Origin of the sequence: Methylomonas sp. TEB, from assembly GCF_047777895.1 — a bacterium.
In the GTDB taxonomy this organism is placed as follows: Bacteria; Pseudomonadota; Gammaproteobacteria; order Methylococcales; family Methylomonadaceae; genus Methylomonas.
In genome coordinates, this window is record NZ_CP180476.1 from 734,903 (window position 1) to 758,906 (window position 24,004).

Here is a 24,004-nt window from a genome sequence, read left to right on the forward strand (position 1 = left end):
CCGGGTTTAGCTCGGCTTTTTTATGTGGATTGGCTTATTTCGCGCCGCAGCTTGGGCAGTGTGGGTTTTTCTTCAAGCGCATGCTGTGCCATTCCATACTCAGGCCGTCCAGCAACAGTAAGCGGCCCGTTAATGTGCTGCCGGTGTTGACTATCAGCTTTATCGTTTCCAAGGCCTGTATGCTGCCGACGATGCCGGTGATCGGCGCAATCACGCCATTGCGGGCGCAATTTTGCAATTCCTCGCCATCGCTTTGATAAAGACAGTTATAGCACGGGCTATCGTTTAACCCAGGGGTAAATACGCTGACTTGACCCTCAAAGCGGATCGCCGCGCCGGATACCAATGGGGTTTTTTTCTCGACGCAAGCCTTATTGATGGCAAAGCGGGTGGTGAAGTTATCGCTGCAGTCCAGCACCACATCGGCCTCCGTCACTTCTTTAAGTAATTGCTCGTCAGCCAGGCGTTGCTTGTGAGCAAACACTTTTACGCCCGGATTAATTTTTTCCAAAGTCTGTTGGGTTGAAATAACTTTATCCAACCCTATATCGCTGGTGTAGTGAGCAATCTGGCGTTGCAAATTGGTCAAATCGACTTGGTCGTTGTCGTAGACGGTGATCTGGCCGACACCGGCCGCAGCCAGGTACATTGAGGCAGGCGAGCCCAAACCGCCGGCACCGACGATTAATACTTTGGCATCGAGCAATTTTTGCTGACCGGCAATATCGATTTGCGGCAGCATGATTTGCCGGCTGTAACGGAGTAATTGTTCGTCGTTCATAGTGTGTATGGCTTGGGTAAGGCGCAGATGATGCCAAAGAGCTTGACAGAGTGCAAAAGCCGGATATTATTAGCACTCGTTGCTAGAGAGTGCTAATAAAACTGAGGCCGCTTAAAAGCTCGCTTCCTCCGTAAGGGGTAGCTGTTTTTTAAATTGCTTTACACAGTTTTTAACCTTTAACTTTATCTACATTAAGGAGACATTGATGAAAATTCGTCCGTTACATGACCGTATCGTCGTAAAACGTGTTGAGGAAGAAACCAAAACCGCAGGCGGCATCGTGTTGCCGGGTTCAGCTGCTGAAAAACCTAGCGAAGGCGAAGTGTTGGCAGTAGGTTCAGGTAAACCGTTAGACAACGGCCAAGTACGTGCCCTGGAAGTTAAAGTTGGCGACCGCGTGTTGTTCGGCAAATATTCCGGCACCGAAGTTAAAGTCGATGGCGAGCAATACATCGTCATGCGCGAAGAAGACATCATGGGTGTTTTGGGTTAAGCCCAATTCGTTCGACACACTCTTTTTCAATTTAACCAATATCTCAGGAATAAGAAATGGCAGCAAAAGACGTAAAATTTGGTGGCGACGCGCGTGCACTGATGGTGGCAGGCGTTAACGTTCTGGCAAATGCAGTAAAAGTGACTTTGGGTCCTAAAGGCCGCAACGCTGTATTGGATAAAAGCTTCGGCGCACCAACCATCACCAAAGACGGTGTATCGGTCGCGAAAGAAATCGAATTGAAAGACAAATTCGAAAACATGGGCGCGCAAATGGTCAAAGAAGTGGCTTCAAAAACTTCTGACGTAGCCGGCGACGGTACTACGACTGCGACCGTTCTGGCGCAAGCCATCGTTAACGAAGGTTTGAAATCAGTCGCAGCGGGCATGAACCCAATGGACCTGAAACGCGGCATTGATTTGGCAGTCACCACAGCGGTTGCGGCGATCGAAAAAGCGGCTACGCCTTGCAGCGACAGCAAAGCGATCGCGCAAGTAGGTACCATCTCGGCTAACTCCGACGAATCAGTCGGTGCGATCATTGCTGAAGCGATGGAAAAAGTCGGTAAAGAAGGCGTCATCACCGTTGAAGAAGGCACCGGCCTGAACAACGAGCTGGACGTTGTAGAAGGTATGCAATTCGACCGCGGCTATTTGTCTCCATACTTCATCAACAAACAAGAAAGCATGAGCGTCGAATTGGACGATCCTTTCGTGCTGTTGTATGACAAAAAAATCTCCAACATTCGCGAAATGTTGCCGATTCTGGAAGGCGTGGCTAAATCCGGCCGTTCTTTGTTGATCATCGCGGAAGACGTTGAAGGCGAAGCCTTGGCAACGCTGGTTGTCAACAACATGCGCGGTATCGTTAAAGTGGCTGCGGTTAAAGCCCCTGGCTTCGGTGATCGTCGTAAAGCCATGCTGGAAGACATCGCAGTTCTGACTGGCGGCGTGGTGATTTCTGAAGAAGTAGGTCTGTCTTTGGAAAAAGCCGACATCAGCCAATTGGGTACTGCCAAACGTGTCCAAATCAACAAAGAAAACACCACCATCATCGACGGTGCCGGCAACGAAGATCAAATCAAAGGCCGCGTCGCGCAAATTCGCGCCCAAGCTGATGAAGCAACTTCCGATTACGACCGTGAAAAACTGCAAGAGCGTTTGGCCAAACTGGCTGGCGGTGTCGCGGTGATCAAAGTCGGTGCGGCGACCGAAGTGGAAATGAAAGAGAAGAAAGCTCGCGTTGAAGACGCGCTGCATTCAACTCGCGCTGCGGTTGAAGAAGGTGTGGTTGCCGGTGGCGGTACTGCGCTGATCCGTGCACTGTCTGCTCTGGACGGCCTGAAAGGCATCAACCACGACCAAGATGTAGGTATCAGCATCCTGCGCCGTGCTATGGAAGAGCCTTTGCGTCAAATCGTCAGCAACGCCGGAGACGAAGCGTCTGTGGTGCTGAACGAAGTTAAAAAAGGCACCGGTAACTTCGGTTACAACGCTGCTACCGGCGAATACGGCGACATGATCGCCATGGGTATTTTGGATCCTGCGAAAGTGACCCGTTCTGCCTTGCAAAACGCCGCATCGGTTGCTGGCTTGATGATCACCACCGAGGTGATGATTGCTGATGCACCATCCGACAGCAAAGCCCCTGCAATGCCTGATATGGGCGGCATGGGCGGCATGGGCGGCATGATGTAATCGCCTTCGGCCTCGGCCTGAAAACCCCGGTTGCCGCAAGGTGCCGGGGTTTTTTATTGTCTGGCGCTTTGGGTGTGGAACGGTTTACGATGGTTTGCCTCACTATAGATTGATTTTTGCCGCGAAACATTCGATAACGGCATCAGCAAATTATTCACAGCTCGAGGCCATTAACTATGACCAACGATTTTTCGATTCTGATCGCTGACGACAATGAAATCAATCTATGGCTGTTACGCGAACAGTTGGAATACTGGACGACCAATATCACCTCGGCAAAAGACGGGCGGGAGGCCTGGCAATTGTTGCAAGAACGCCGCTACGACTTCATCTTTCTGGATGTCAATATGCCGTTTTTGAGTGGTTTCGATGTCGCCGCCAATTTGCGCGGCACCGAAAACTACAATCGGCAAACGCCGGCAGTCGCCGTCACGGCTCACGCGCAAAATCAGCAGCAGGAACGGGCAATCGCCGCCGGGTTCAACGAATGTTTGGTCAAGCCGGTTCGCCTTTACCAGTTGGAGCAATTGCTGGTGCGTTGGCGGCAACATGAGCCGGTGAACGCCGAGTATTATGCCGGGCAACTTTTGCGCAAAGCCCAGCATAACCGGCAGTTGAGCCAAGTCTTGATGGGCAAATTATTTGAGCAGTTGCCGGGATTAATACTCGACATCGAGCGGGCCTTGGACAATGGATTGCTGCAACAGGCGTGGGATTTGAACCATAAACTGCATGGCACCTTTTGTTTTTACGATTTTGCCGATTGCCTGGCGATCGTCGAGAACTTGCAAAAAGCGTTGGCACAAGCCGACGCAGAGTTGGCGCAACAGCGCTTTAATACAATGAAAATTAAGCTGATTCGGCTGTTGGATAACCAGGATCAAGTTCTGAAGTGTCTCGGTGACGATGACGCCATATTATGACCAAGGTGACACTCGCGTGGCTCTAATTTGGCCGCTTTTATCGGCTGCGGCGCTTTGGCGTTCGACGCGCCCGCACAAATGATGCAAACTGCACCCTATATTGCAAAGTAAAGACAAGGTGGCTTTTATGAATACAGACCCCTGCACTTACGTCATTTTCGGTGCTACCGGCAATTTGGCGCGCTTGAAGCTGATGCCGGGCTTCTATCATCTGGAATTGGAAAAAAAACTGCCGGAAGGCACACGCATCCTGGCCGTGGGCCGCCGTCCCTGGGATAGAGCAACCTGGCTGGCCGAAGTGAAGGCCTTGCTACTTGAGCAGGCCAATACGCCGCTAGACGAGGCCGTATTCAATCGGTTTAGCGAACGGCTGGATTATCATCGCGGCGATCTTGATCAGCCGGAATGCTATAAAACCCTGGCGGAAACGCTAAACGCTCAGCCGCGATTTTCCCGCAATATGGCCTTCTATCTGGCCATCGGTCCCAGTGATTTCGGCAATGTTATCGAGTCCTTGAGCCAGGTGGAGCTGCTGAACGAAGAATACGGTTGGCGGCGAGTAGTGATCGAAAAGCCGTTTGGTTACGATCTGGAAAGCGCGCAGGCCTTGCAAAAACGCCTGAGTCGCTATTTGAGCGAAGACCAGATTTACCGGATCGACCATTACCTGGGCAAGGGCATGGTGCAGAACGTGTTGGTGTTTCGTTTCGCCAATGTCATGCTGGAACCCTTGTGGAATCGCAATTACATCGACCATGTGCAGATCACCCACTCCGAAGAGCTGGGCATTGGCAGCCGCGGCGAGTATTACGACAGCGCCGGGGCCATGCGCGACATGTTGCAAAGTCACCTGTTACAGCTGTTAACCTTGGTGGCGATGGAGCCGCCGGTATCGATGGACGCCGAATCGCTGCGCGACGAAAAAGTCAAAGTGCTGAAGTCCATTCGGCCGATCCCGAAATCGGCTGTGCATGCGCATGCCTTTCGCGGCCAATATGCCCGCGGCAATATCGAAGGTCAAAAAGTGGGCGGCTACCTGGAGGAAGCCAATATTCCCGCTGACAGCAGTACCGAAACCTATGCGGCCATGAAATTGTTGATCGACAACTGGCGCTGGCGCGGCGTGCCATTTTATCTGCGCACCGGCAAGCGCATGGCCAAGGGCCAATCCTCGATTTCGATCTGCTTTCGCCACCCGCCGTTTCAGTTTTTCCGGGATACCCATGTGCAGTGCATGACGCCGAACTGGATATTGCTGGGGATTCAGCCGGAAGAATGCATCCGCATCGAAATGACCGTTAAAGAGCCGGGTCTGGAAATGCGTACCCGTACTACCAGCCTGGACGCCAGCTTCCGCAATCCCGACGAACGCCGCGTGGATGCCTACGAAGATTTGTTGTTGGATGTGATGAAAGGCGACCGTTCATTATTTTTGCGTTTCGACGAAGTGGAATACGCCTGGCGCATCGTCGATCCGATTTTGCAAAATTGGGTCACCGAGCGGGACTACATCGCCACCTATCCGGCTGGTTCCTGGGGGCCGGAAGAAAGCCGTCGGCTGTTTGAAAAAGAAGACCAGTATTGGCGCAGTTCCTTGATGCCGGAGTGTCAGTCGTAACAAAGGCTGCTGCGGTTTCTGTTAACCATTCTTACCATGATGCGGTAGCGCCCGGTTTCTTCCGCCTAGCGGATTATTCACTCGACCCTTAACTGCCGTTCGTCCTGTCGAATGGCAAACCAGCTTGAGCTTCGACACGCTCGGCTCGAACGGAATATCAGTGCTAAATTGGGCTGGGTTGATAAGCGTTTCGAACCAACGAAAAACAAAAATTGCGTGAAATGCCGAGTGAGTGTGGCATTTCACGCGGTTTTATGAATGCCGCCAAGCTTCAGATTTTTTCGAATCTGCAAAAAAGCCCTTATTCTCAGACATTTAAGTCTCTGAATTCGGTCATGGCGTAAACTTTGCTGCGCCAAATGCCACGATTAACTCCAGCATGGCCTGGCTTCGCGCATGGCATTTTCAGACCACGATATTTACCGAATTTTTTTAAGTACCCGCCCGCAAATCCAGCGTTTTTTGCAGCAGCGCATTCGGTGCGACGACACTGCGGCTGATCTGATTCAAGACATTTTTTTGAGATTGACGCTGTTGAAGCCACCTCCCGCCAGTGAGATCGAAGTCCAGGCCTGGCTGTTTAAAGTGGCATCCAATCTATCTCTCGATCATCTGCGCACGCAAAAACGCCGTTGTGAACTGCTTGATCAATATCTGGGCGACGAAACCGACATCGACGCTTCGGCAGCGCCGGAACGAACGGCGGAAGCGCAAGATCAATTGCAGCACATTCAGCTGGCATTGGCCGATTTGCCTGATCAATGCGCCGAGATTTTATATTTAAGCCGTATCGAGGGCTTAAGCCATATTGAGATTGCCAAGCAACTGAAAATCTCGACCAGTTGGGTGGAAAAACAGCTGGCAAAAGCGTTGCTACACTGCCGGCAGGCTGTTGATAGCCAATGCGCTTAGTGTGGATTTAAGCGCCTTGGATCGTTATAGTAAATATCCCGCTTCAAACAACACCGTAATGAACGAAACTTCTTCAACTCACCGAGAAGTCCTGCGGCAACAAGCCGTTGCCTGGCTCGTGCGCCTAAAGTCCGGTGCTGCCGATGACACGGTATTGGCTGAGTTCGAAAACTGGCGGTCGCAAACCCCCGAACACGAGCAAGCCTATCGTGATGTCGAGACCCTTTGGCAACACCTGCCGCGGCCGCTGCTCGCTGATCGACAACGCCGTCGCGCGCTGGCGACCAGGCAGCGGCAAGGGCGCAGGCTAAAGCGCGGACTGGGTTTGGCTGCGGCCGCTTCGCTGCTGCTGAGCGTGATGAGTAGTTTTTATCCGGATTACTTGCAACATCCGCTGGCAGACTACCGTACCCGGATCGGCGAGCGGACCTCAATTACGCTGGCCGACGGTAGCATCGCCCATCTGAATACCGATACCGCTATCGATGTGTCAATCAATGCCAATGAGCGGCGCATTGAATTGCTGCGCGGCGAGGCTGAATTTGACGTGGCGCATGACGAGCACAAGCCGTTTCGGGTCGTATCCGGTGCTACGTCCACAGAAGCGTTGGGCACCCGCTTCATCGTCCGTTACGACGGCCAAGCCGGCGCGGTTACGCTATTGCAAGGCAAAGTCCGCTGTAGCCGGCCGTCCGCGCACGGTGCGCAAGCCGATAGCGCCACGCTGCAACCCGGCCAACAACTAAGCTTCAATACCAAGATGTTGGGCGTGCCGCAAGCAGTCGAATTAAGCAACGCCGACGCCTGGCGCCGTGGCCGCTTGTTGATGAATTTCGTACCGTTAAAACAGGTTATCGCCGAAATCAACCGCTACCGGCGCAGCCAAATCCGTTTATTGGACGACAGGCTGGCGGAGCGGGAAGTCAACATCGCCGTCGACATCCAGCAAATCGATGCCTGGCTGGAAGCCCTGCAACAGACCTTGCCGGTTAAAGTCATCCATGCCGGGCCGCTGGTGTTTTTGCAGTCCTGATGGCCCGCTTTGCTGCCTGCGACAATTTGTCACACATCCTTTAGTACGGCTCAGCCAGCCGCCAATCGTTCTCAGCTAAAACCCACTCAAACTGAGGACACATCATGAGAAAAACCGGAAACCCAAGCCGGACGCGAACAGCTCAAACTAAAGGCTCATCGACCATCGGTGCATTGCCGCTTTGTCTGAGCTTGATAAGTGCTGCGACGCTGCCGACGGCTCAGGCCGAAAGCCCCAGCGCCACTAGCGAAAGTCGCACCTACAACATTGTTGCGCAGCCTTTGTATTCCGCACTCAGTGCGCTGGCCGAACAGTCCGGCGTGCAGTTTGTTTACAACTCGGAGTTGGTCAAGGGTATCGACTCGCAAGGCGTCAGCGGACAGTATTCGCTGGAAGGCGCGTTGAAACGCTTACTGTCCGGGTCGGGGATTAGTTATCGATTCAGTAGCGGTAACACCGTCACGCTGCAAAATACGGCCGAGTTGGAGCCGCAATCGGCTGCAACGATGCCGGCTGTGACGGTCGTTGGCAAAACCGATCTCAACTCCGATGATCCCTACAACTTGAGTTATACCCGCACCAACGCGGCGCTGGCGACCAAAACCGACACACCCATCATGGAGACGCCTGCCTCCATTCAAGTCGTCAACAAGGCGGTGCTGCACGATCAACAATCCTACCGCTTGCAGGACGCCATCAAGAACGTCAGCGGTGTGCAGTCTTACCATTCGTATGGCGGCGACCACGAACAATTTGTGATGCGTGGTTTTCTGCAAAGCACCGTCAACTATCGCAACGGCATCCGCATACCGTTTACTAAATTCGATCTGGCCAACGTCGAGCGCGTGGAAGTGATTAAAGGCGCATCGGCCATGCTGTTCGGCTTCGGCGATCCCGGCGGCTTGATCAGTACCGTGACCAAACAGCCCAGCTCGACGCCTTACTATTCGCTGGAACAACGCTTCGGCTCCTACGATTTCTACCGTACCGAAGCCAGCGCCACCGGACCGGTCAGCAAGGAAGCCGGCCTGAATTACCGGTTGGACATGTCGTACCTGGATACCGGTTCGTTCCGCCAAAACATGGGTAACGACCGGATCTTTTTCGCGCCCACCCTGAGTTGGGAGGCCACGGAAGATACCAAATTCACCTTGTCTTACGAGTATTTCGACGAGAACAACGCCTACGACTACGGCGTTCCGGCAGTCGGCAACCAATTGGCCAGAATTCCCATTTCCAGAACCTTCGTCGGCCGTTCGGATTTAAGAAATTCCACGACCAACAATTTGGTCGATTTCAGAATCGACCACCGCGTCAACGACAGGATTAAACTAAACGCCGGCGTGGTGTCGTCGCAGTATCAAAAGTATTGGCAGGGTTTCTATACCGGCCGTGTCAACGAAACCGCCGGCAACGTGTCGCGCAATTACTGGTTTAGCCCGGAAAACGCTGAGTCACTGACCGCTTGGGTGAATGGCACGTTCGACTTCGAAACCTACGGCATCAAGCATAAACTGTTGCTCGGCGGCGAGTACTACAACAGTCAATTGAAATACGAGGTTGCCAGCGGCGGCGTCGACACGATCAACATCTTTAACCCGAATATTGCGGCCGTTACCGACGCTCAGGTAAGCCGAATCCGGAGTGCGTCTTACAACGACGTCATCGCTACCGAGAACACCTCAAAGGCCATTTACTTTCAGGATCAAATGACGCTTTGGGACAAGCTGCACATTATGGGCGGCTTCCGCTATGACTGGGTGGATAGGATGCAAGACCTGAGCTGGTGGGCGCCGGACGGCAAGGACGCGCGTAACGACGATGTGGTCAGTCCCCGGGTCGGTATCGTTTACCAGCCGGTCAACTGGCTGTCGTTGTTCGGCAGTTTCACCGAGTCGTTCGGTCCGGCCAACGATTACGACAACGGCGGCGCCAAGTTGTACGATCTATTCGATGCCACCCAGTTCGAGGGCGGGGTGAAAACTCAATTTTTCGACGGCAAATTCAACGCCAGTGTGGCTTACTTCGACCTGGAAAGAACCCAATTTTTCCAAGATCCCAACAGCGATGTGATCTATGCGCAAGTGCCGGTTAAGGGCAGTAGTAAAGGTGTCGAACTGGACGTACAAGGTCAGCTGTACGATGGCTTGAGCGTCATCGGCACCTACGCTTACACCAACGCCAAGGTCATCGATGACACGGGGACACCAGCCAACATCGGCAACCGTATGCCTTTTGCGCCCAACCATCAGGGCAGTGCTTGGTTGAAGTATGACTTCGACGGCGACATGCTGAAAGGCTTTAGTGTCGGCGCCGGGGTTTATGTTTCCGGACGCCGTTACGGCGATGCCGCGAACAGCTATTTCGATAGATCCTATGCTCGGCTGGATTTGATGGCGGCCTACAAGCGCAAACTGGGCGGCATGAATTTGACCACCCAGGTCAACATCAACAACGTCAACGATGCCGAGTATTACGTGCTGCGCTCACGCCGCACCAATCTGCCCGCCGAGCCGTTGGCGGTCATGGGCTCGATCAAGCTGGAGTACTAGACCGTTCTATGGGTCACGTTGGGGTGAGGTAACGAACCCCAACATTTTTGGCCTCTAAATTACCGGTATCGTTGATGTTCTGTTGCCGATAGCTGGAGGATGGTTTTGAGGTTGTTGTGTTGGGGTTCCTTTAATCACCCCAACCTACGCTGGCCTGGCAAAATGGGACTGGGATTTTCCGGGGCCTAAACGTCTTATTCAGGCATCGACGTTTTTTGTTTTCGCACCGTTTACCCGATCTTTTCGCTATCGCTATGACTGCCATCTCCCAACAACCGCGCTCGACCATTCCGGCAAATCCGCAAAATCCGGCCTTGTCCCGTCTGAAGTTTCGCCGCAAACGCTGGCTGGATGTGCATTTGTGGCTGGGTTTGAGCTTGGGCTTTTTGCTGTCGATTTACGGCATCACCGGCAGTTTTTTGGTGTTCTACGCCGAGATCGACGAATGGCTGCATCCGGATTTGCTGACGGTTGAACATCCGCAGGACGGTCAATGCCGGCCGCTGGCGGACATCTTCGCCGCCGGCAAAACCGTCATGCCGCCTGGCGCCAAACATGTGTTTTCGGTGTACCCGCGCAACGGTAACGCCGCTTTCAAACTGCGTTACCAATTTCCAACCACCGATACCGAAAACGAACGCTGGATCGTTGGCGTCAATCCCTATACGGCGCAAGTCACCGGAAAAATGTTGCTGACCCGCTCCGGCGATTGGTTGCCGGCAACCTTCATCGATTGCGTGTTCGAGTTGCACTACGCCTTGTTGATTCCGTCCGAGGACATCAGCGCCGTCATCGTCGGTGTCTCGGGAGCCTTGCTGATCATATCTACTTTAACCGGAATAATCGTCTGGTGGCCGTTGACCGGACATTGGCGCAATGCCTTGACCTTTAAGGCCAAGCCCGGCAAGGTGCGCTTCAATTACGATCTGCATAAAACCAGCGGTTTTTACACGGCACTGGTGATGTTGCCGGTACTGTTTTCCGGGATTTACATGGTGTTGCCGCATAACGTGGTGCCGGTGCTGGAACTGTTCTCGCCGGTGACTTACCGCTACTGGTTTCAATCCCAACCGCCTTATCCAAATGCTCCGGCCATCAGCATGGATGACGCGGTCGCGATTGTTTTTAATCAATACCCGCAAGGCCGTCCGCACTGGATATATGGGGCTGCGGAACCCACTAAAACCTATACGGTGTGCCAGGACGGCGTCGATGCGCCGGGCAGTATTTTGCAACGCCGTTGCACGGTGATCGACCGCTACACTGGCAAGATTCTGGATATGGACGACCCCAGCCTGCCGACCGCCACAGCTGGCGAAATCTTTACTCATTGGCAGTGGCCGCTGCATTCCGGCCAGGCCTTTGGCATGACCGGGCGGATTTTGGTGTTTATCACCGGTCTGGCTTGTCCGGTGTTGTTTGTCACCGGCGTGATCCGCTGGCGGCAAAAAGCCGCAACCCGGCGCAAACGGAAGGGCTGAAACTGATCGGTGATCAGGTACTGCAACGATTGGGCAATATGCAAAACTTCTGCGGTTGCATCGCTGACAATGTTTTCCGAATGTTGCAATCTTGTCGCATCACTGTCTCAAAACAATACATACAAACTGTGACGTATCCCTGAAAGTCCTTGTGTTTCCAGGCTTGCGGGTCTTGTGTTCCATGGCATTGATATTGCTGCGGGTCAATTGAAAACCATTGGGATTTTCAAGAGGGCGTCAGGTGCATGCCAAAGCCTGTCGCCGATTTTTTGGCAATGTCATTAAGGTGATGAGATGAGTGAAGTGATATGGGTCGGTTTGATTATGTTGATTGTGGCGGCCTGCGCATTCGCGCCCTTGGGTTGCATGCTGTCGGCTTATGCAAAGTCCGTTAAATCCAGCGGCGCTAGTAAAGCAGAAGGGGATGTCAGTGTTTTAGTGCCGGGACTGCCCGAAGATTCGGTCCTCAAGCGGCATTTTTTGACGCAATTGCAAAGCGAGATTGAGGCAACCTTGTTTCCGCGGCCAACCGATTCGATGCTGCAACGGCATTACGATGCCTTGGTGGCGGCCAAGCTGGAAAACCGTTTGCAGATTATTGGAAAGTAAGCCCTGGTTGTTAAGGTCGCTTTGATGTTCCTGAGGGTACTGAGCCTGTCGAAGGGCGAACCAGCCTGGGCTTCGACAAGCTCAGCCCAAACGATCATTAGGGCTTGATTGAGAATCAGGCCAGGCGCTGACCAAGCAGCGCCTATTTTGCCGATACCCGTCATACCAGCAGTTTTTCTAAAAGCCAATGCGTATTTTGCTGGCGTTCTACCCGTCCGATTAGCGAAAATAGACGGCAGATGTGTCGCCTAGTAGCGATTTTCCCGTCACTCAGACCAAGCCTGCATGCTAAACGCCGCCGATCTCGATACCTTGTTTTTGACTTTTCGCGTGGCCAGTCTGGCCACCCTGCTGTTGTTATTGCTGGGCACACCGCTGGCCTGGAAGTTGGCGCGCAGCCGTTCGCGCTGGAAAGGCGTCATCAATAGCGTGGTGGCATTGCCGCTGGTATTGCCGCCGACGGTATTGGGTTTTTACTTATTGGTGTTGATGGGGCCGGCCGGGCTGGTGGGAAAATTTACCCAATGGCTGGGTATCGGCACTTTACCGTTCAGCTTTGGTGGTTTGGTGGTGGCGTCGGTGTTGTATTCGTTGCCGTTTGTGGTGCAGCCTTTGCAGAACGCCTTCGTGGCAATGGGCGATGCGCCGCTGGAAGCCGCCGCAACTTTGGGAGCCGGGCCGCTGGATCGATTTTTCAGCGTGGCGCTGCCTTTGGCGAAACCGGGATTTTTAACTGCCGGTGTGCTGGGTTTTACCCATACCGTCGGCGAATTCGGCGTGGTATTGATGGTGGGCGGCAATATTCCCGACAAAACCCGCGTGGTATCCGTGCAAATTTACAATCATGTCGAAGCCTTGGAATACGGTCAGGCGCATTGGCTGGCCGGTGGCTTGCTGATCTTTTCTTTCTTGGTGTTACTGCTGCTGTACAGCAGCCAACAAACCCAAACGCTGACGCAATCCTTGAAATGATTATGTCCCCAGTGCCCAGCATTCAGGCGCGCTTGCGCTTGGCGTACGACCAATTTGCTTTGGATGTCGATTTAAACCTACCCGCCAGCGGCGTGACGGTGCTGTTCGGGCATTCCGGTTCCGGCAAGACCACCTTGTTGCGTTGTATCGCCGGCTTGGAACGGCCGACGCAGGGCTTTTTGAAAATCGGCGCAACGCTTTGGCAAGACAGTGAACACGATTTTTTCCTGCCCACCCATCGCCGTAATTTGGCCTATGTGTTTCAAGAAGCCAACCTGTTTCCGCATCTTTCGGTGCGCGGCAATCTGGATTATGCCGTGCGGCGCTTGCGAACTAAAGATAGGCTGTTTTCCCTGGGGCAAGCGATTGAATTACTGGCGATAGGACCGTTGCTGGAGCGTTTGCCGGACCGCTTATCCGGTGGCGAACGGCAACGGGTAGCGATAGCCAGGGCCTTGGCCGCCAGTCCGGATGTGTTGTTGATGGATGAGCCGCTGGCCGCGCTGGATGAGCAACGCAAGCAGGACATCCTGCCTTACCTGACCGGCTTGCATCAGAATCTGCAAATCCCGATTCTGTACGTCACCCACTCCTTGCAAGAGGTCAATCAACTCGCAGACCATCTATTGGTGATGGCTGCCGGCAAAGCAGTAGCGTGCGGGCCGTTGGCAGAAACCTTGACGCGGCTGGACGGGCCTATGGCCTTGGACCGGCAAGCGGCCAGCGTCTGGCAGGGCAAGTTGATCAGCCACGAAGCCGAATATCATCTTAGCCATGCCGAATTCGCCGGCGGCAGCTTGAGTTTGCCGTATTTGGACATGCCGGTCGGTAGCCCGGTGAGAATCAGAATTTACGCCCGCGACGTCAGTATTACCCTGCAACCGCCGGAAGCCTCCAGCATCCTGAATATTCTGCCGGCCAGGGTGCTGGCGCTCAGCGAAATGGGGCAAGGCCAAACCGTCGTGCAACTGGCGGTCGGCGACGAGGTTTTATTGGCGCATATCACCCAAAAATCGGCGATGTTGTTAGATGTGCAGCCAGGTATGGGCGTCTACGTACAAATCAAGGGTACTTCCATAGTTCGGTAAGGATTACCACTCACTTTTACGGATCGGCTGCAAATTGCGCTGCCTTAGCGCCGTGCCGATTACTTGTCGCTGGTGCGCAATTCCGCCGCATGAAATGTGATAGCCCTCAAAAAACGCGATGAATTTGTCGATGTTGGCGCATTGCGGACGCCTTATCGGCATTTAGCGACTATCTTGATAAACGGTTTGCCGGAGAAGGTATCGCTGGATGGATAGCCGACGGCCCTCCGCGTCAAAATAGTTGTCACCTCAAAATAATAAAAAAAATGAAATCAACGATATGGCTGACTGGCCGGTATCAAACACAAGCGACGAATCGATTAAACCTGTTTCTGTTCGGTGTGGCGCTTAACGTCAATATCTTCGGTAGCGCGGTAGCCGATAACGCGCCGGATATCGAAGCTTTTTCCATCAACGAACTGATGCAAATGGAAGTGTCCTCGGCGTCCAGAAAGTCGCAGACCGTATCCGATACCGCGGCGGCGGCGTTCGTGATCAGTCAGGAAGACATTCGCCGTTCCGGTGCCACCAGTATTCCCGACGCACTGCGCCTGGCGCCCGGTCTTGAGGTAGCGCAAATCAACGCCAGTGTCTGGGCGGTGACCGCGCGTGGCTTCAATAGCCGTTATGCCAATAAATTGCTGGTACTGATGGACGGCCGCAGTGTTTATACGCCTTTATTTTCCGGGGTGTTCTGGGATTTGCAGGACACCCTGATGGAAGACATCGAGCGTATCGAGGTCATCCGCGGACCGGGCGCGGTGATGTGGGGCGCCAACGCGGTAAACGGTGTCATCAATATCATTACCAAGAAGGCCAAGGACACCCAAGGCAATTTGTTCGTGGCCGGTGGCGGCAATCAGGAGCGCGGCTTTGCCGGTTACCGGCACGGTGGCCGTATCGGCGACGACGGCAGTTACCGGGTGTACGCCAAAACCTTTGAACGCGATACTTTTGTTAATGCGGCCGGAGACAGGCTGCACGACGATTGGCGCTCGGTGCAGGGCGGTTTTCGTATCGATGACCGGATCTCCAACGACAGCCGTTACACGATACAAGGCGATGTTTACCGCAAGACCATAGGCAATACCGTCACGCCGCAAACGGTGCTGCCGCCGTTTAACCGCGAGTTCAGCTTCGACGACCATGCCGACGGCGCCAACCTGCTGGCGCGTTGGGAAGGTAATTTCAGCGACGGTTCTGAATTCATGCTGCAAGGCTATTACGACCGGGTCGCTTTCAGTGCCGCAGCGTTGTCCGACAGTCAGGACATGGTGGACATCGATTTTCAGCATCGCCTGCATCCCAATGCCGACCACGATTTGATGTGGGGCGCCAGTTACCGATTCATTCACAGTACCACGGTCAACACTTCGGCTATCGCCTTCACACCCAACAGCTTGGGTTACCACAACGGCAGCGTGTTCGTACAAGACGACATCACGTTGATCGACAACACTCTGCGCCTGACGCTGGGTACCAAATTGGAAGAAAGCCATTTCGGTAACACGCAAGTGCAGCCCAACGCCCGTTTAATGTGGACGCCGGACCAAGTGCATTCGGTATGGGCCTCGGTTTCCAGGGCGTCGCGCACCCCGGCGCGCGGCGAAGCGCAGGCCAACGTGGGGCTGGGCGGCGTACCGACAGGTTTGCCGGCGCCTTTTGATCAGATCCAGGTCATCGCGCAGCCCGACCCCAATCTGCGCGCAGAAAAAATCTTTGCCGCCGAAATCGGTTACCGTACCCAGTGGACTGAAAAATTCTCCACCGACATTACCGCCTTCAGCAATCATTATTCCGACTTGGTGATGTTCCGCCGCGGCGAGTTGGTGGGGCTGACCCAGTCTTTGATCTGGAGTAACTCCCAGCAAGATTTCACCACGCGCGGCATCGAGATTGCCAGCGAATGGCATGTGTTGGATTGGATGCGCTTCAGCGGCAATTACAGCCACCTGAAAATGGAAATCCCCCAGGACCCGCTCAATCCGGATATCGCCGGTCTGAGTCCTCGCCATCGCGGCTCTTTGCGCTGGCAGATGGATTTGCCGGAAAAAATCAAGTTGGACTTTACCCTCAGGCATGTCGGCCGCTTGCATTCCAACAGCCAGGCCGTACCGGCCTACACCACCTTCGACGCCAGACTGGCTTACGAACCCTATAACGGTGTGGAGTTTGCCGTTATCGGCCAAAACCTGTTCTCGCCCAGCCATCCCGAATATAAGGATTCATCCGCACTGTCCTTGCCGAGTAGCGCGGTGGAAGTCCCGCGCTCGATCTACGGCAAACTCAGCTGGCGCTTTTGATTTTTCAACCCGTAAAGAGTATCGACCATGCGTAAGCTCTGGAAAAAATTGCCCTGGATTATTGCCGGGATTGTGTTGATTGTCGGCCTGCTGAAGCCGCCTTTATTGCCTTGGCTGTTGTTAGTATTAACCGTGCTCGCGTGTTTGTTCCTGCCGCGCCGCGGGCTGATCGGCCCGGTCGAATTACCGGCCGACGATGCGTTTTTACCCAGTGAACAAGTGCAGTGGTGGTATTGGACCGGGCATTTGTTCACCGACGACGGCCGCCGCTTCGGCTTCGAAATCGTGTTTTTCTCGTTCGATAGTTTGGTGATTTTTCGCGATCAGCTGGTGCAGGCGGCGGTGACCGATGTGAATGGTCAACGTTTCTCGTTCGAAGAGTTCGTTGAATTCCATCTGCCCAAGCGCATTCCCAACGGCTTTAACCTGACTTCCGGCGCCGACAATAAAGTGACGGCGGTTGGCGGCGACGGCCATGACCGCTTGCACGCGCAAGTCGGCGATTATGTGCTGGATCTGGAACTGAAAGCCACGCAGGCTCCGGCTTTGCATTACGGCGGCGATCCCCATCCTTACCGTTTCGGCGGCTACACTTATTATTACTCGCGGCCGAAAATGGCGACTACCGGCACTATCAGTATCGGCGGCCAGACTTTTCAAGTCACCGGCAACAGCTGGTTCGACAGACAATACGGCGAACTCTATCAAGCCATTCTGCAGGGTTGGCAATGGTTTGCGATTGAACTCGATGACAACCGGCAAATCATGTTGTTCGACTTCAAGGGCAGCGACACGTCGGTCGAAAAATCCGGCTCGATTACCGATGCCCAAGGGCAAACCGTCACGCTGGCGGCACACGAATTTACGGTTACCGTGCTGGGCGAATGGGTCAGTCCGAATACCGGCTGTACCTATCCTTCCGGTTGGGAAGTCGAGGTGCGCGGCGAAAAATTTACCGTGCAGCCCTTGGTGCTGGACCAGGAATTACACGCGCAGCATACTTTTTGGGTGGGGCCTACATACTGGGAAGGTGCGTGCAGCGTAGCCGGTGCCTCCGCCGGAAATGCCTACGTAGAATTGAACGGTTTTTGCCGTTGCCCCGGCCGAGGCGGTTAAACTATTCAATCATTCGACATCAAGCATAGAAACGCAAGCCGGTCCCCGACAGGACTGCTGGGGTTTGCGTTTCTACTTTCACAAACTTGATTGCCGGCTTCCGCCAAACCACATCGTCGTAAAGCTACCCGGACGGTTCTTAACCAAAACCCGATGCAAAAAGGATCTCGCATACATTCCGAAATGGCCGGACAGAAACGTTTAGCTGACGCAATGGGCGTGATGCGGGGTATTGTCAAAAACTATCTGCGCCCGCGTTTTTTCGCGCCGCAATCCAGACGCTATCTGGCGCGCCAATGGGTTTTCGCCTGTCTTTGCCTAGTGGTGCCAGGCTGGCAGGTATTGCCGGCCGCCAGCCTGTCGGAGGCGCAGATCAAAGCCGCCTATCTCTACAATTTTGCCAAATTCGTGGAATGGCCCGCCGACGTATTGCCGCCTGGTGCGGACATTTTGTTGTGTGTGGTCGGCAATAGTGTGCTGGACAGCGAGTTGCAAGCCCTGGACGGGCGCAAGGCCGGCGAACGCATTTTGCGGTTTGTCCAACATAACAATACCGATCCCGACTTGACTACTTGCCATCTGTTGTTTCTCGGCAGCTCCGAGAAATCTCACTTTGTGGTGACCTTAAAAGCACTAGGCGATGCGCCGGTGCTGACCCTATCCGACATCGACGACTTTGCCGAAAAAGGCGGCGGTATCAGCTTGCTGTTTCGCGAAAACAAGGTGGTATTTGAAGTGAATCTGGAACCGATTCGTAACGCCCGGCTGCATTTGCCCGGCCAACTGTTGAATATTGCCGCCATTGTTTACGGGAGATAGTGTGATGCGTGTGTTGCCCAATTTTGCCGACTGGTCTCTACGGCGCAAACTGGTGTCCATCATCATGTTCAGTTGTGCGGTATGCCTGTTCGTCAGTCTATCGGTGATGGTGGTTAGTTCGGTCGTGAGCCGCTATCGTAGCGTATTGCACGAATTGTCCAGTTTGGCGGACGTGTTGGCCGAAAACGGCCAAGCCGCGTTGGTGTTTGCCGATAAATCCGAAGCCAGCCGTTTGCTGGAGTCGTTGAAAGACCGGCCGGAGCTGTATGCGGCCTGGATGGTGTCTGTCGATGGCAGCGTACTCGCTTCATGGAGCCGGGGAACGGCGAATATTGATGTACCCAGTGACTTTCGCCGGCCGTTCCGCGAACTGCGCACCAACTTCTGGAGCCGGCGCGCCGAGCTATTCACGCCGGTGATCAAAAATACCGAGTTGGTTGGGTATGTGTTGTTGCAAGCCGATTTCACGGCGCAATGGAACGATCAACTGGTCGATTTGGGCAAGAGTTTGGGGGCGGCGGGGCTGGCGCTGATATTGGTTTATCTGTTGGCAATCCGCTTGCAGCGCATCATTTCCAGACCGATAGAGGAGTTGGCGACGGCCGCGCGGCTTATCGCCGAGGATAAAAATTACACTTTGCGGGTGGCGCAGCGCGACCGAGACGAGATTGGCGATTTGGTGCAGGCCTTTAATACCATGTTGGGCGAGATCCAATTGCGCGATGAAACCCTTACCGGGCATCGCGACCGCCTGGAAGCCGAAGTGGCGCAGCGTACCGAAGAATTATTGCAAGCCAAAGACGAAGCGGAAGCGGCCTCGCGCTCCAAAGGTATGTTCCTGGCAAATATGAGTCATGAAATCCGCACACCGATGAACGCGATCATCGGCTTGTCGGATTTGGCCTTGAACAGCGATCTGTCGCCCAAGCTGCGCGATTATCTGCGGAAAATTCACACCTCATCGCTGGCCTTGCTGGGGATTACCAACGACATTCTCGATTATTCCAAGGTCGAAGCCGGCCGCATGGAATTGCAGGCCGAAGCGTTTAGTTTGGAGGATGTGCTGGAGAATGTGCTGAATCTGTTCATCGTCCGCGCCGAGGAAAAAGGCCTGGAACTGGTGCTGGAACTGGATTCCGCTTTGCCGCCGCGCTTGATTGGCGATGCGTTGCGCTTGGGGCAAATATTGAACAATCTGGTTGGCAATGCGGTGAAATTTACCGAGGCCGGGGAAATTCATATCAAAGTTTCCCAGTTGGCAAAAACCCACGGCTACTCCACTTTGAGTTTTTCGGTACGTGATACCGGTATCGGCATGTCTGCGGAGCAGCTCGAGCATTTGTTTCATGCCTTTACCCAGGCCGACGGTTCGATTACCCGCCGCTTCGGTGGCACCGGGCTGGGATTGACCATCAGCAAGCGGTTGGTGGAAATGATGGGCGGTAATTTAGCCGTGCAGAGCCAGCTTGGCGAAGGCAGTCTATTCGAGTTTACGCTGCTGCTGCCGTTTCCGTCCGAGCAGAAAGCCCGACAAATTCCCGGACATCTGCAAAGCATGCGGGTGTTGATCGTCGACGATTTGGACATTTCCCGGCAGATGTTGCGCGATATTTTGCTGGCCTGGGGCTTTCAGGTCGAGGAAGCGGCATCCGGAGCCCAAGCCTTGGAAGCGCTGCGCGCCGCCAACGACGCTGATCGGGACTTCGAATTGGTGTTGCTGGATTGGAAAATGCCCGGTCTGGATGGTGTGCAGGTCACCAGGGAGATTCGGGAGATGGTGCGCCGCACCGAAATCCGCAACGCCCCGGTGGTGATTATGGTGACTGCCTTCAGTCGTGAGAAATTGTTAAGTGCGGCCGGCGATGCGGTACCCGATGATATTTTGGTCAAGCCGGTGATGCCATCCACCTTGCTGGAAGCCTTGACGCGCTTGCAGGGCGGCAATCCCGAGCAAGGCAATGAACAAAGCCGGCCGCTGTTGGCGGGTATGGCCGCTTCGATACGCGGGGCGCGCATTTTGTTGGTGGAGGATAACGAGGTTAACCAAATGGTAGCCAGGGAATATCTGGAAAGCTCCGGCTTGCGCGTCACTGTAGTTAACAACGGCCGGGAAGGGGTGGAGGCGGTCAGGAAAAATCGTTACGACGCGGTGCTGATGGACTTACAAATGCCGGAGATGAGCGGTATCGAAGCGACCCGGCTGATCCGCCAGGATGCGCGGTTTGCCGATTTGCCCATCATCGCCATGACGGCAGCGGTGCAGGAGCGTGAGCGCAACGATTGCTACGCCGCCGGCATGAACGATCATATCGGCAAGCCGGTGTTGCCGCAGACTTTGATGGCGGCCCTGTTGCGCTGGATAAAGCCGTCCGAACGCAGTGTGTCGGTCGAGCCGGTGCTGCCGAAACCGGAGTCTATAGTCTCCGGCTTATCCAGGGAACTGCCTGGATTCGATATGGGGTATATTCGGATTATGATTGGCGAGGACAGCCATAAATTGCAACTTTTGTTCGAGTGCTTTCGAGATAAATTTGCCGATACCATGCAACGCCTCAGAGCGTTGCATGGCGCCGGAAAAACCGAGCAGGCGGTTGATTTGCTGCACAATTTGAAGGGCGCAGCCGGCGTGCTTGGCGCTGTAGAACTGAGCCGGGCCGCGGCGAATCTGGAGGAAGCTTTGCATGTCGGTATGCCGTTTGACGCTTGCCTCGCCGCATGCGAGGCCAGTCTGACGGCCACCCTGAATACGATTGCCGATTTCACCGCTATGGGCGCCGTTGCCGAGCTACAGAATCAAGCCGCCGATTGGTCGGCGGCAGACGAGTTGGCCGGCCAGTTGCGCGACTTGTTGGAAGGTAGCGATTTTGTCCCCAATGACTTGATCGAGCAATTGAAAGCCGCGCTACCTTGTCCGGAAACCCGGTTACTGATAAAAAAAATAGAAAAACAGGTCGGCAATATCGATTACGGTCAGGCTAAAGTGACCTTGGCGAAGTTGCTGGCCTTGATAGCGTCACAGCGACAAAACAGAGGATAGTCATGACTGCCGAAATCTCCAAACCCTTGATTTTGATCGTAGACGATACACCGACCAACATTCAGGTGTTGGCGGAAAATTTGATCGACGAGTATCGCATCAAGGTGGCGGTCAGCGGCGAGGCAGCCCTGGAGGCCATCGACCGGCAAGGTCCGCCCGATTTGATCCTGTTGGATGTGATGATACCGGGCATGGACGGTTATGAAGTCTGCCGGCGTCTGAAAAGCGACCCGCAAACTGCGGCAATCCCGGTGATATTTGTGACGGCTATGAACGCGGCGACCAACGAAGAATACGGGCTGAATTTGGGGGCGATGGACTACATTACCAAGCCGTTTTATTTGCCCGTGGTTAAGGCGCGGATCCGCAATCATATCCGCCTGAAACGGATGACGGACATGTTGGAAGCGATGGCCTGGATGGATGGCCTCACCGGTATCCCCAATCGCCGGCGCTTCGATCAGGTCTTGGAAAACGAATGGAAGCGCGCGCAGCGCAATCAGTTGCCCTTGGCTTTAGTGATGGTGGATGTCGATTATTTTAAAGCCTATAATGATTGCCACGGCCACGGCGCGGGCGACATTTGTCTGCGGCAGGTGGCCACCATATTGGCGGCTTCGGTGAGTCGCTCCGGCGATTTGGTGGCGCGTTACGGCGGGGAGGAGTTTGTGATGCTGATGCCGGAAACCGACATTGAAGGCGCGCAGCGCGTATCCGAATTGCTGTGCCGGCGTGTTGAAGCGCAGCACATTTCACATACCCGCTCCAGCGTTTCGCCTTGGGTGACGATTAGCGCCGGTTTTGCGGTGGTGGTGCCGGCGCTGCAACAATTGCCGTCCGAGTTACTGGACGAGGCTGATCGGCAGTTGTATTTGGCTAAAGAAAACGGTCGAAACGGCGCCCGCGGAAGCTATTCGACCGTTTAGCTCGGCCGCTTGTTCGCTGGCCGAGCTGCGGGATTTGTTTTAAGCGGCCACAGCCGAAGCTTGCACCGATTGCAGGAAATCCTGGCAGTCGGCGTTAATCAGTTCAAAGCCCATTTTCGCACTAAAGCGTTTTTCCTTGTCGGTAGGGTTTTTTCTTAAAAACCAGCCTCTATGTTCGTCGGCGCCATAGGTGATGTCGCTCATCACCATCCGCTCGGAATCGCGATTGAGCGGCAAACCCAACAACAGGTATTTTTTGCCTTTGCGGTACTCCTTTAAAAAGTCCGGAATCGCGAAACCGCCCATCAGCTCGGTGATGTAATCCACATAGTCGGCATCGGAGGCGATGTAATTGGCTTCGGGTTTTGGCGTGCCCATCGGTTTAAACAAAATCGGCAGATTTCTATCGACTTGTTCCTGCGGAATCTCGAAATATTGGCTGCCGTCGTAATGATAAATTTTGAAGCGAAAGGCGGTAGCGACGATGCGGGCCACGCCGACGATTAGCGTGTGTTCTTCGTCGGCATAACTGTCTTGCAATTGGGTATCCCGATTAATGTCGATCACATATTTGGGCCGCCATTCTTTCAGCCAGTCGTGCATTGATGCGCGGGTGTATTGAATTTGTCCGTAGGTTTTGTCAAGAAACTGCGATACATAGTTGCGGCCGCGCTTCAGTTCCTGGTTCATCGCTGCGCGCGGAAACTCGTACATCAGTTTCGGCGCCATCGGTTTGCCGCCGTTCATCGCCAAAATCAGGCTGTCGCTGTCGGCGGGCATCGGCTCTTGCGTCAGTTTGCTTTTGGCGTCGAACACCGCTCCCGGCCCCAGATAGGGAATGACTTGGTTATCGTACAAACCGCTTAGAATTTCGGAAAATACCGTATTTGACATGGTTGGCCCCAACTAAATGAAAAGTAATGCTTAGCCGAAGCAAAATTCAATCCACTTTAGCAGGATGGGCCACCAAGCCCCGATGTGGCTGAGATGTGGCCGGAGCGGGCTGCAGGAGATTTCGGTAACAACCGTACGAATTGGCGGTGATTTGTCGTAAGCCCGACAATTGCCACTGTTACCGGGGTAGTGCGTTAATGCCAGCCGCCATACTGAGTGGTAGGATCGCCGCGAAAACCGGCTGTGGTTTTGTTGGCATCCGGCACATGGGCGGTACTTTCCGCGGCTTGCACCATATTGTTATGGGTATAACCGCCCATGGCCTTGGCGTGTTTGGCAATGGCTGTGGTCGTGGGGTTGATGTCGTATTTGCTGGCGTCGGGATGGATCACCACGCTGATTAATTGCGCGTCTTTCGGCGCGTTGGGGGCGGGCGTGTAACTGAGAACGACCGGAAGCTCGGTGCCGGCGGGTACTTGAATTTCATAGCGCTGGCTATTGTTGAGCTCGGTACTGGCAAGCGTTTTTCCGGTTTCGGACAGTAAGCTGACGGTGCCGGTTTTGAGCGGTCCGGCGTTGTCGCTGACCGCGCCGAGCAACGATGTGGTTCGCAGGGTTTGTTTGACCGCGGCTTTGCCTGGAGTACTTGATTTTGCTTGGTCCTGGCCGCAACCGGACATTATCGGCAGGCTGAGGCAGGCGATCAGGGTAAGTGTGAATGTGGTCGGGTTTTTCATCGGTATCTCCGTC

Annotated in this window: 19 protein-coding genes; 16 read left to right on the forward strand and 3 right to left on the reverse strand. The window is 54.3% G+C overall.

What is annotated here, in order from left to right; genetic code table 11:
- Positions 1-34: 34 nt before the first annotated feature.
- Positions 35-781 carry a HesA/MoeB/ThiF family protein gene (locus ACMXD4_RS03340; protein ID WP_415879843.1) on the reverse strand — a complete coding sequence of 249 codons (747 nt, stop codon included), beginning with the start codon at positions 779-781 and terminating at the stop codon, positions 35-37.
- 205 nt (positions 782-986) lie between these two features.
- Here ACMXD4_RS03340 and groES point away from each other — a divergent pair, with 205 nt between their 5' ends.
- The 16 genes from groES to ACMXD4_RS03420 all read left to right on the forward strand — a co-directional run bounded on the left by groES (position 987) and on the right by ACMXD4_RS03420 (position 22,360).
- On the forward strand, positions 987-1,274 hold the full coding sequence (groES, locus tag ACMXD4_RS03345) for a co-chaperone GroES (RefSeq protein WP_020484651.1): 288 nt from the start codon (positions 987-989) through the stop codon (positions 1,272-1,274).
- A gap of 56 nt (positions 1,275-1,330) precedes the next feature.
- Positions 1,331-2,971, forward strand: coding sequence for a chaperonin GroEL (groL, locus tag ACMXD4_RS03350; RefSeq protein WP_415879844.1), 1,641 nt, complete (start codon positions 1,331-1,333; stop codon positions 2,969-2,971).
- A gap of 176 nt (positions 2,972-3,147) precedes the next feature.
- Positions 3,148-3,894: a response regulator gene (locus ACMXD4_RS03355; protein WP_415879845.1), complete on the forward strand. Its 747-nt coding sequence runs from the start codon at positions 3,148-3,150 to the stop codon at positions 3,892-3,894.
- A gap of 127 nt (positions 3,895-4,021) precedes the next feature.
- Positions 4,022-5,512, forward strand: coding sequence for a glucose-6-phosphate dehydrogenase (zwf, locus tag ACMXD4_RS03360; protein ID WP_033156158.1), 1,491 nt, complete (start codon positions 4,022-4,024; stop codon positions 5,510-5,512).
- Between the two features lie 396 nt (positions 5,513-5,908).
- The gene (locus ACMXD4_RS03365) at positions 5,909-6,424 is read left to right on the forward strand and encodes an RNA polymerase sigma factor (protein ID WP_415879846.1); all 516 of its coding nucleotides are present in this window, start codon (positions 5,909-5,911) and stop codon (positions 6,422-6,424) included.
- A gap of 58 nt (positions 6,425-6,482) precedes the next feature.
- Complete coding sequence (locus tag ACMXD4_RS03370) at positions 6,483-7,457, forward strand: FecR family protein (protein ID WP_415879847.1); 975 nt, start codon at positions 6,483-6,485, stop codon at positions 7,455-7,457.
- A gap of 104 nt (positions 7,458-7,561) precedes the next feature.
- Positions 7,562-10,009 (forward strand): TonB-dependent siderophore receptor, encoded by a 2,448-nt coding sequence (locus ACMXD4_RS03375; protein ID WP_415879848.1) that lies wholly within the window; start codon positions 7,562-7,564, stop codon positions 10,007-10,009.
- Between the two features lie 254 nt (positions 10,010-10,263).
- Entirely contained in the window at positions 10,264-11,490 is a 1,227-nt protein-coding gene (locus ACMXD4_RS03380; protein ID WP_415879849.1) for a PepSY-associated TM helix domain-containing protein, read from the forward strand.
- A gap of 294 nt (positions 11,491-11,784) precedes the next feature.
- The gene (locus ACMXD4_RS03385; protein WP_415879850.1) at positions 11,785-12,099 is read left to right on the forward strand and encodes a hypothetical protein; all 315 of its coding nucleotides are present in this window, start codon (positions 11,785-11,787) and stop codon (positions 12,097-12,099) included.
- Between the two features lie 285 nt (positions 12,100-12,384).
- On the forward strand, positions 12,385-13,071 hold the full coding sequence (gene modB / locus ACMXD4_RS03390) for a molybdate ABC transporter permease subunit (RefSeq protein ID WP_101052047.1): 687 nt from the start codon (positions 12,385-12,387) through the stop codon (positions 13,069-13,071).
- Between the two features lie 11 nt (positions 13,072-13,082).
- Positions 13,083-14,159, forward strand: coding sequence for a molybdenum ABC transporter ATP-binding protein (modC, locus tag ACMXD4_RS03395; protein ID WP_415880816.1), 1,077 nt, complete (start codon positions 13,083-13,085; stop codon positions 14,157-14,159).
- 266 nt (positions 14,160-14,425) lie between these two features.
- The gene (locus ACMXD4_RS03400; protein ID WP_415879851.1) at positions 14,426-16,462 is read left to right on the forward strand and encodes a TonB-dependent receptor plug domain-containing protein; all 2,037 of its coding nucleotides are present in this window, start codon (positions 14,426-14,428) and stop codon (positions 16,460-16,462) included.
- Between the two features lie 27 nt (positions 16,463-16,489).
- Positions 16,490-17,578, forward strand: coding sequence for a lipocalin family protein (locus tag ACMXD4_RS03405; RefSeq protein WP_033156015.1), 1,089 nt, complete (start codon positions 16,490-16,492; stop codon positions 17,576-17,578).
- Positions 17,579-17,761: 183 nt separating this feature from the next.
- Entirely contained in the window at positions 17,762-18,397 is a 636-nt protein-coding gene (locus ACMXD4_RS03410) for a YfiR family protein (protein ID WP_415879852.1), read from the forward strand.
- A 4-nt stretch (positions 18,398-18,401) separates the two neighbouring features.
- Positions 18,402-21,434 carry a response regulator gene (locus ACMXD4_RS03415; RefSeq protein ID WP_415879853.1) on the forward strand — a complete coding sequence of 1,011 codons (3,033 nt, stop codon included), beginning with the start codon at positions 18,402-18,404 and terminating at the stop codon, positions 21,432-21,434.
- Positions 21,435-21,436: 2 nt separating this feature from the next.
- Positions 21,437-22,360, forward strand: coding sequence for a diguanylate cyclase domain-containing protein (locus ACMXD4_RS03420; RefSeq protein ID WP_319960353.1), 924 nt, complete (start codon positions 21,437-21,439; stop codon positions 22,358-22,360).
- Between the two features lie 39 nt (positions 22,361-22,399).
- On the opposite strand, the gene ACMXD4_RS03425 is transcribed toward ACMXD4_RS03420, so the two are convergent.
- Entirely contained in the window at positions 22,400-23,254 is an 855-nt protein-coding gene (locus tag ACMXD4_RS03425) for an SIR2 family protein (protein WP_033156019.1), read from the reverse strand.
- A 194-nt stretch (positions 23,255-23,448) separates the two neighbouring features.
- Positions 23,449-23,991: a hypothetical protein gene (locus ACMXD4_RS03430; protein ID WP_415879854.1), complete on the reverse strand. Its 543-nt coding sequence runs from the start codon at positions 23,989-23,991 to the stop codon at positions 23,449-23,451.
- Positions 23,992-24,004: the final 13 nt, after the last annotated feature.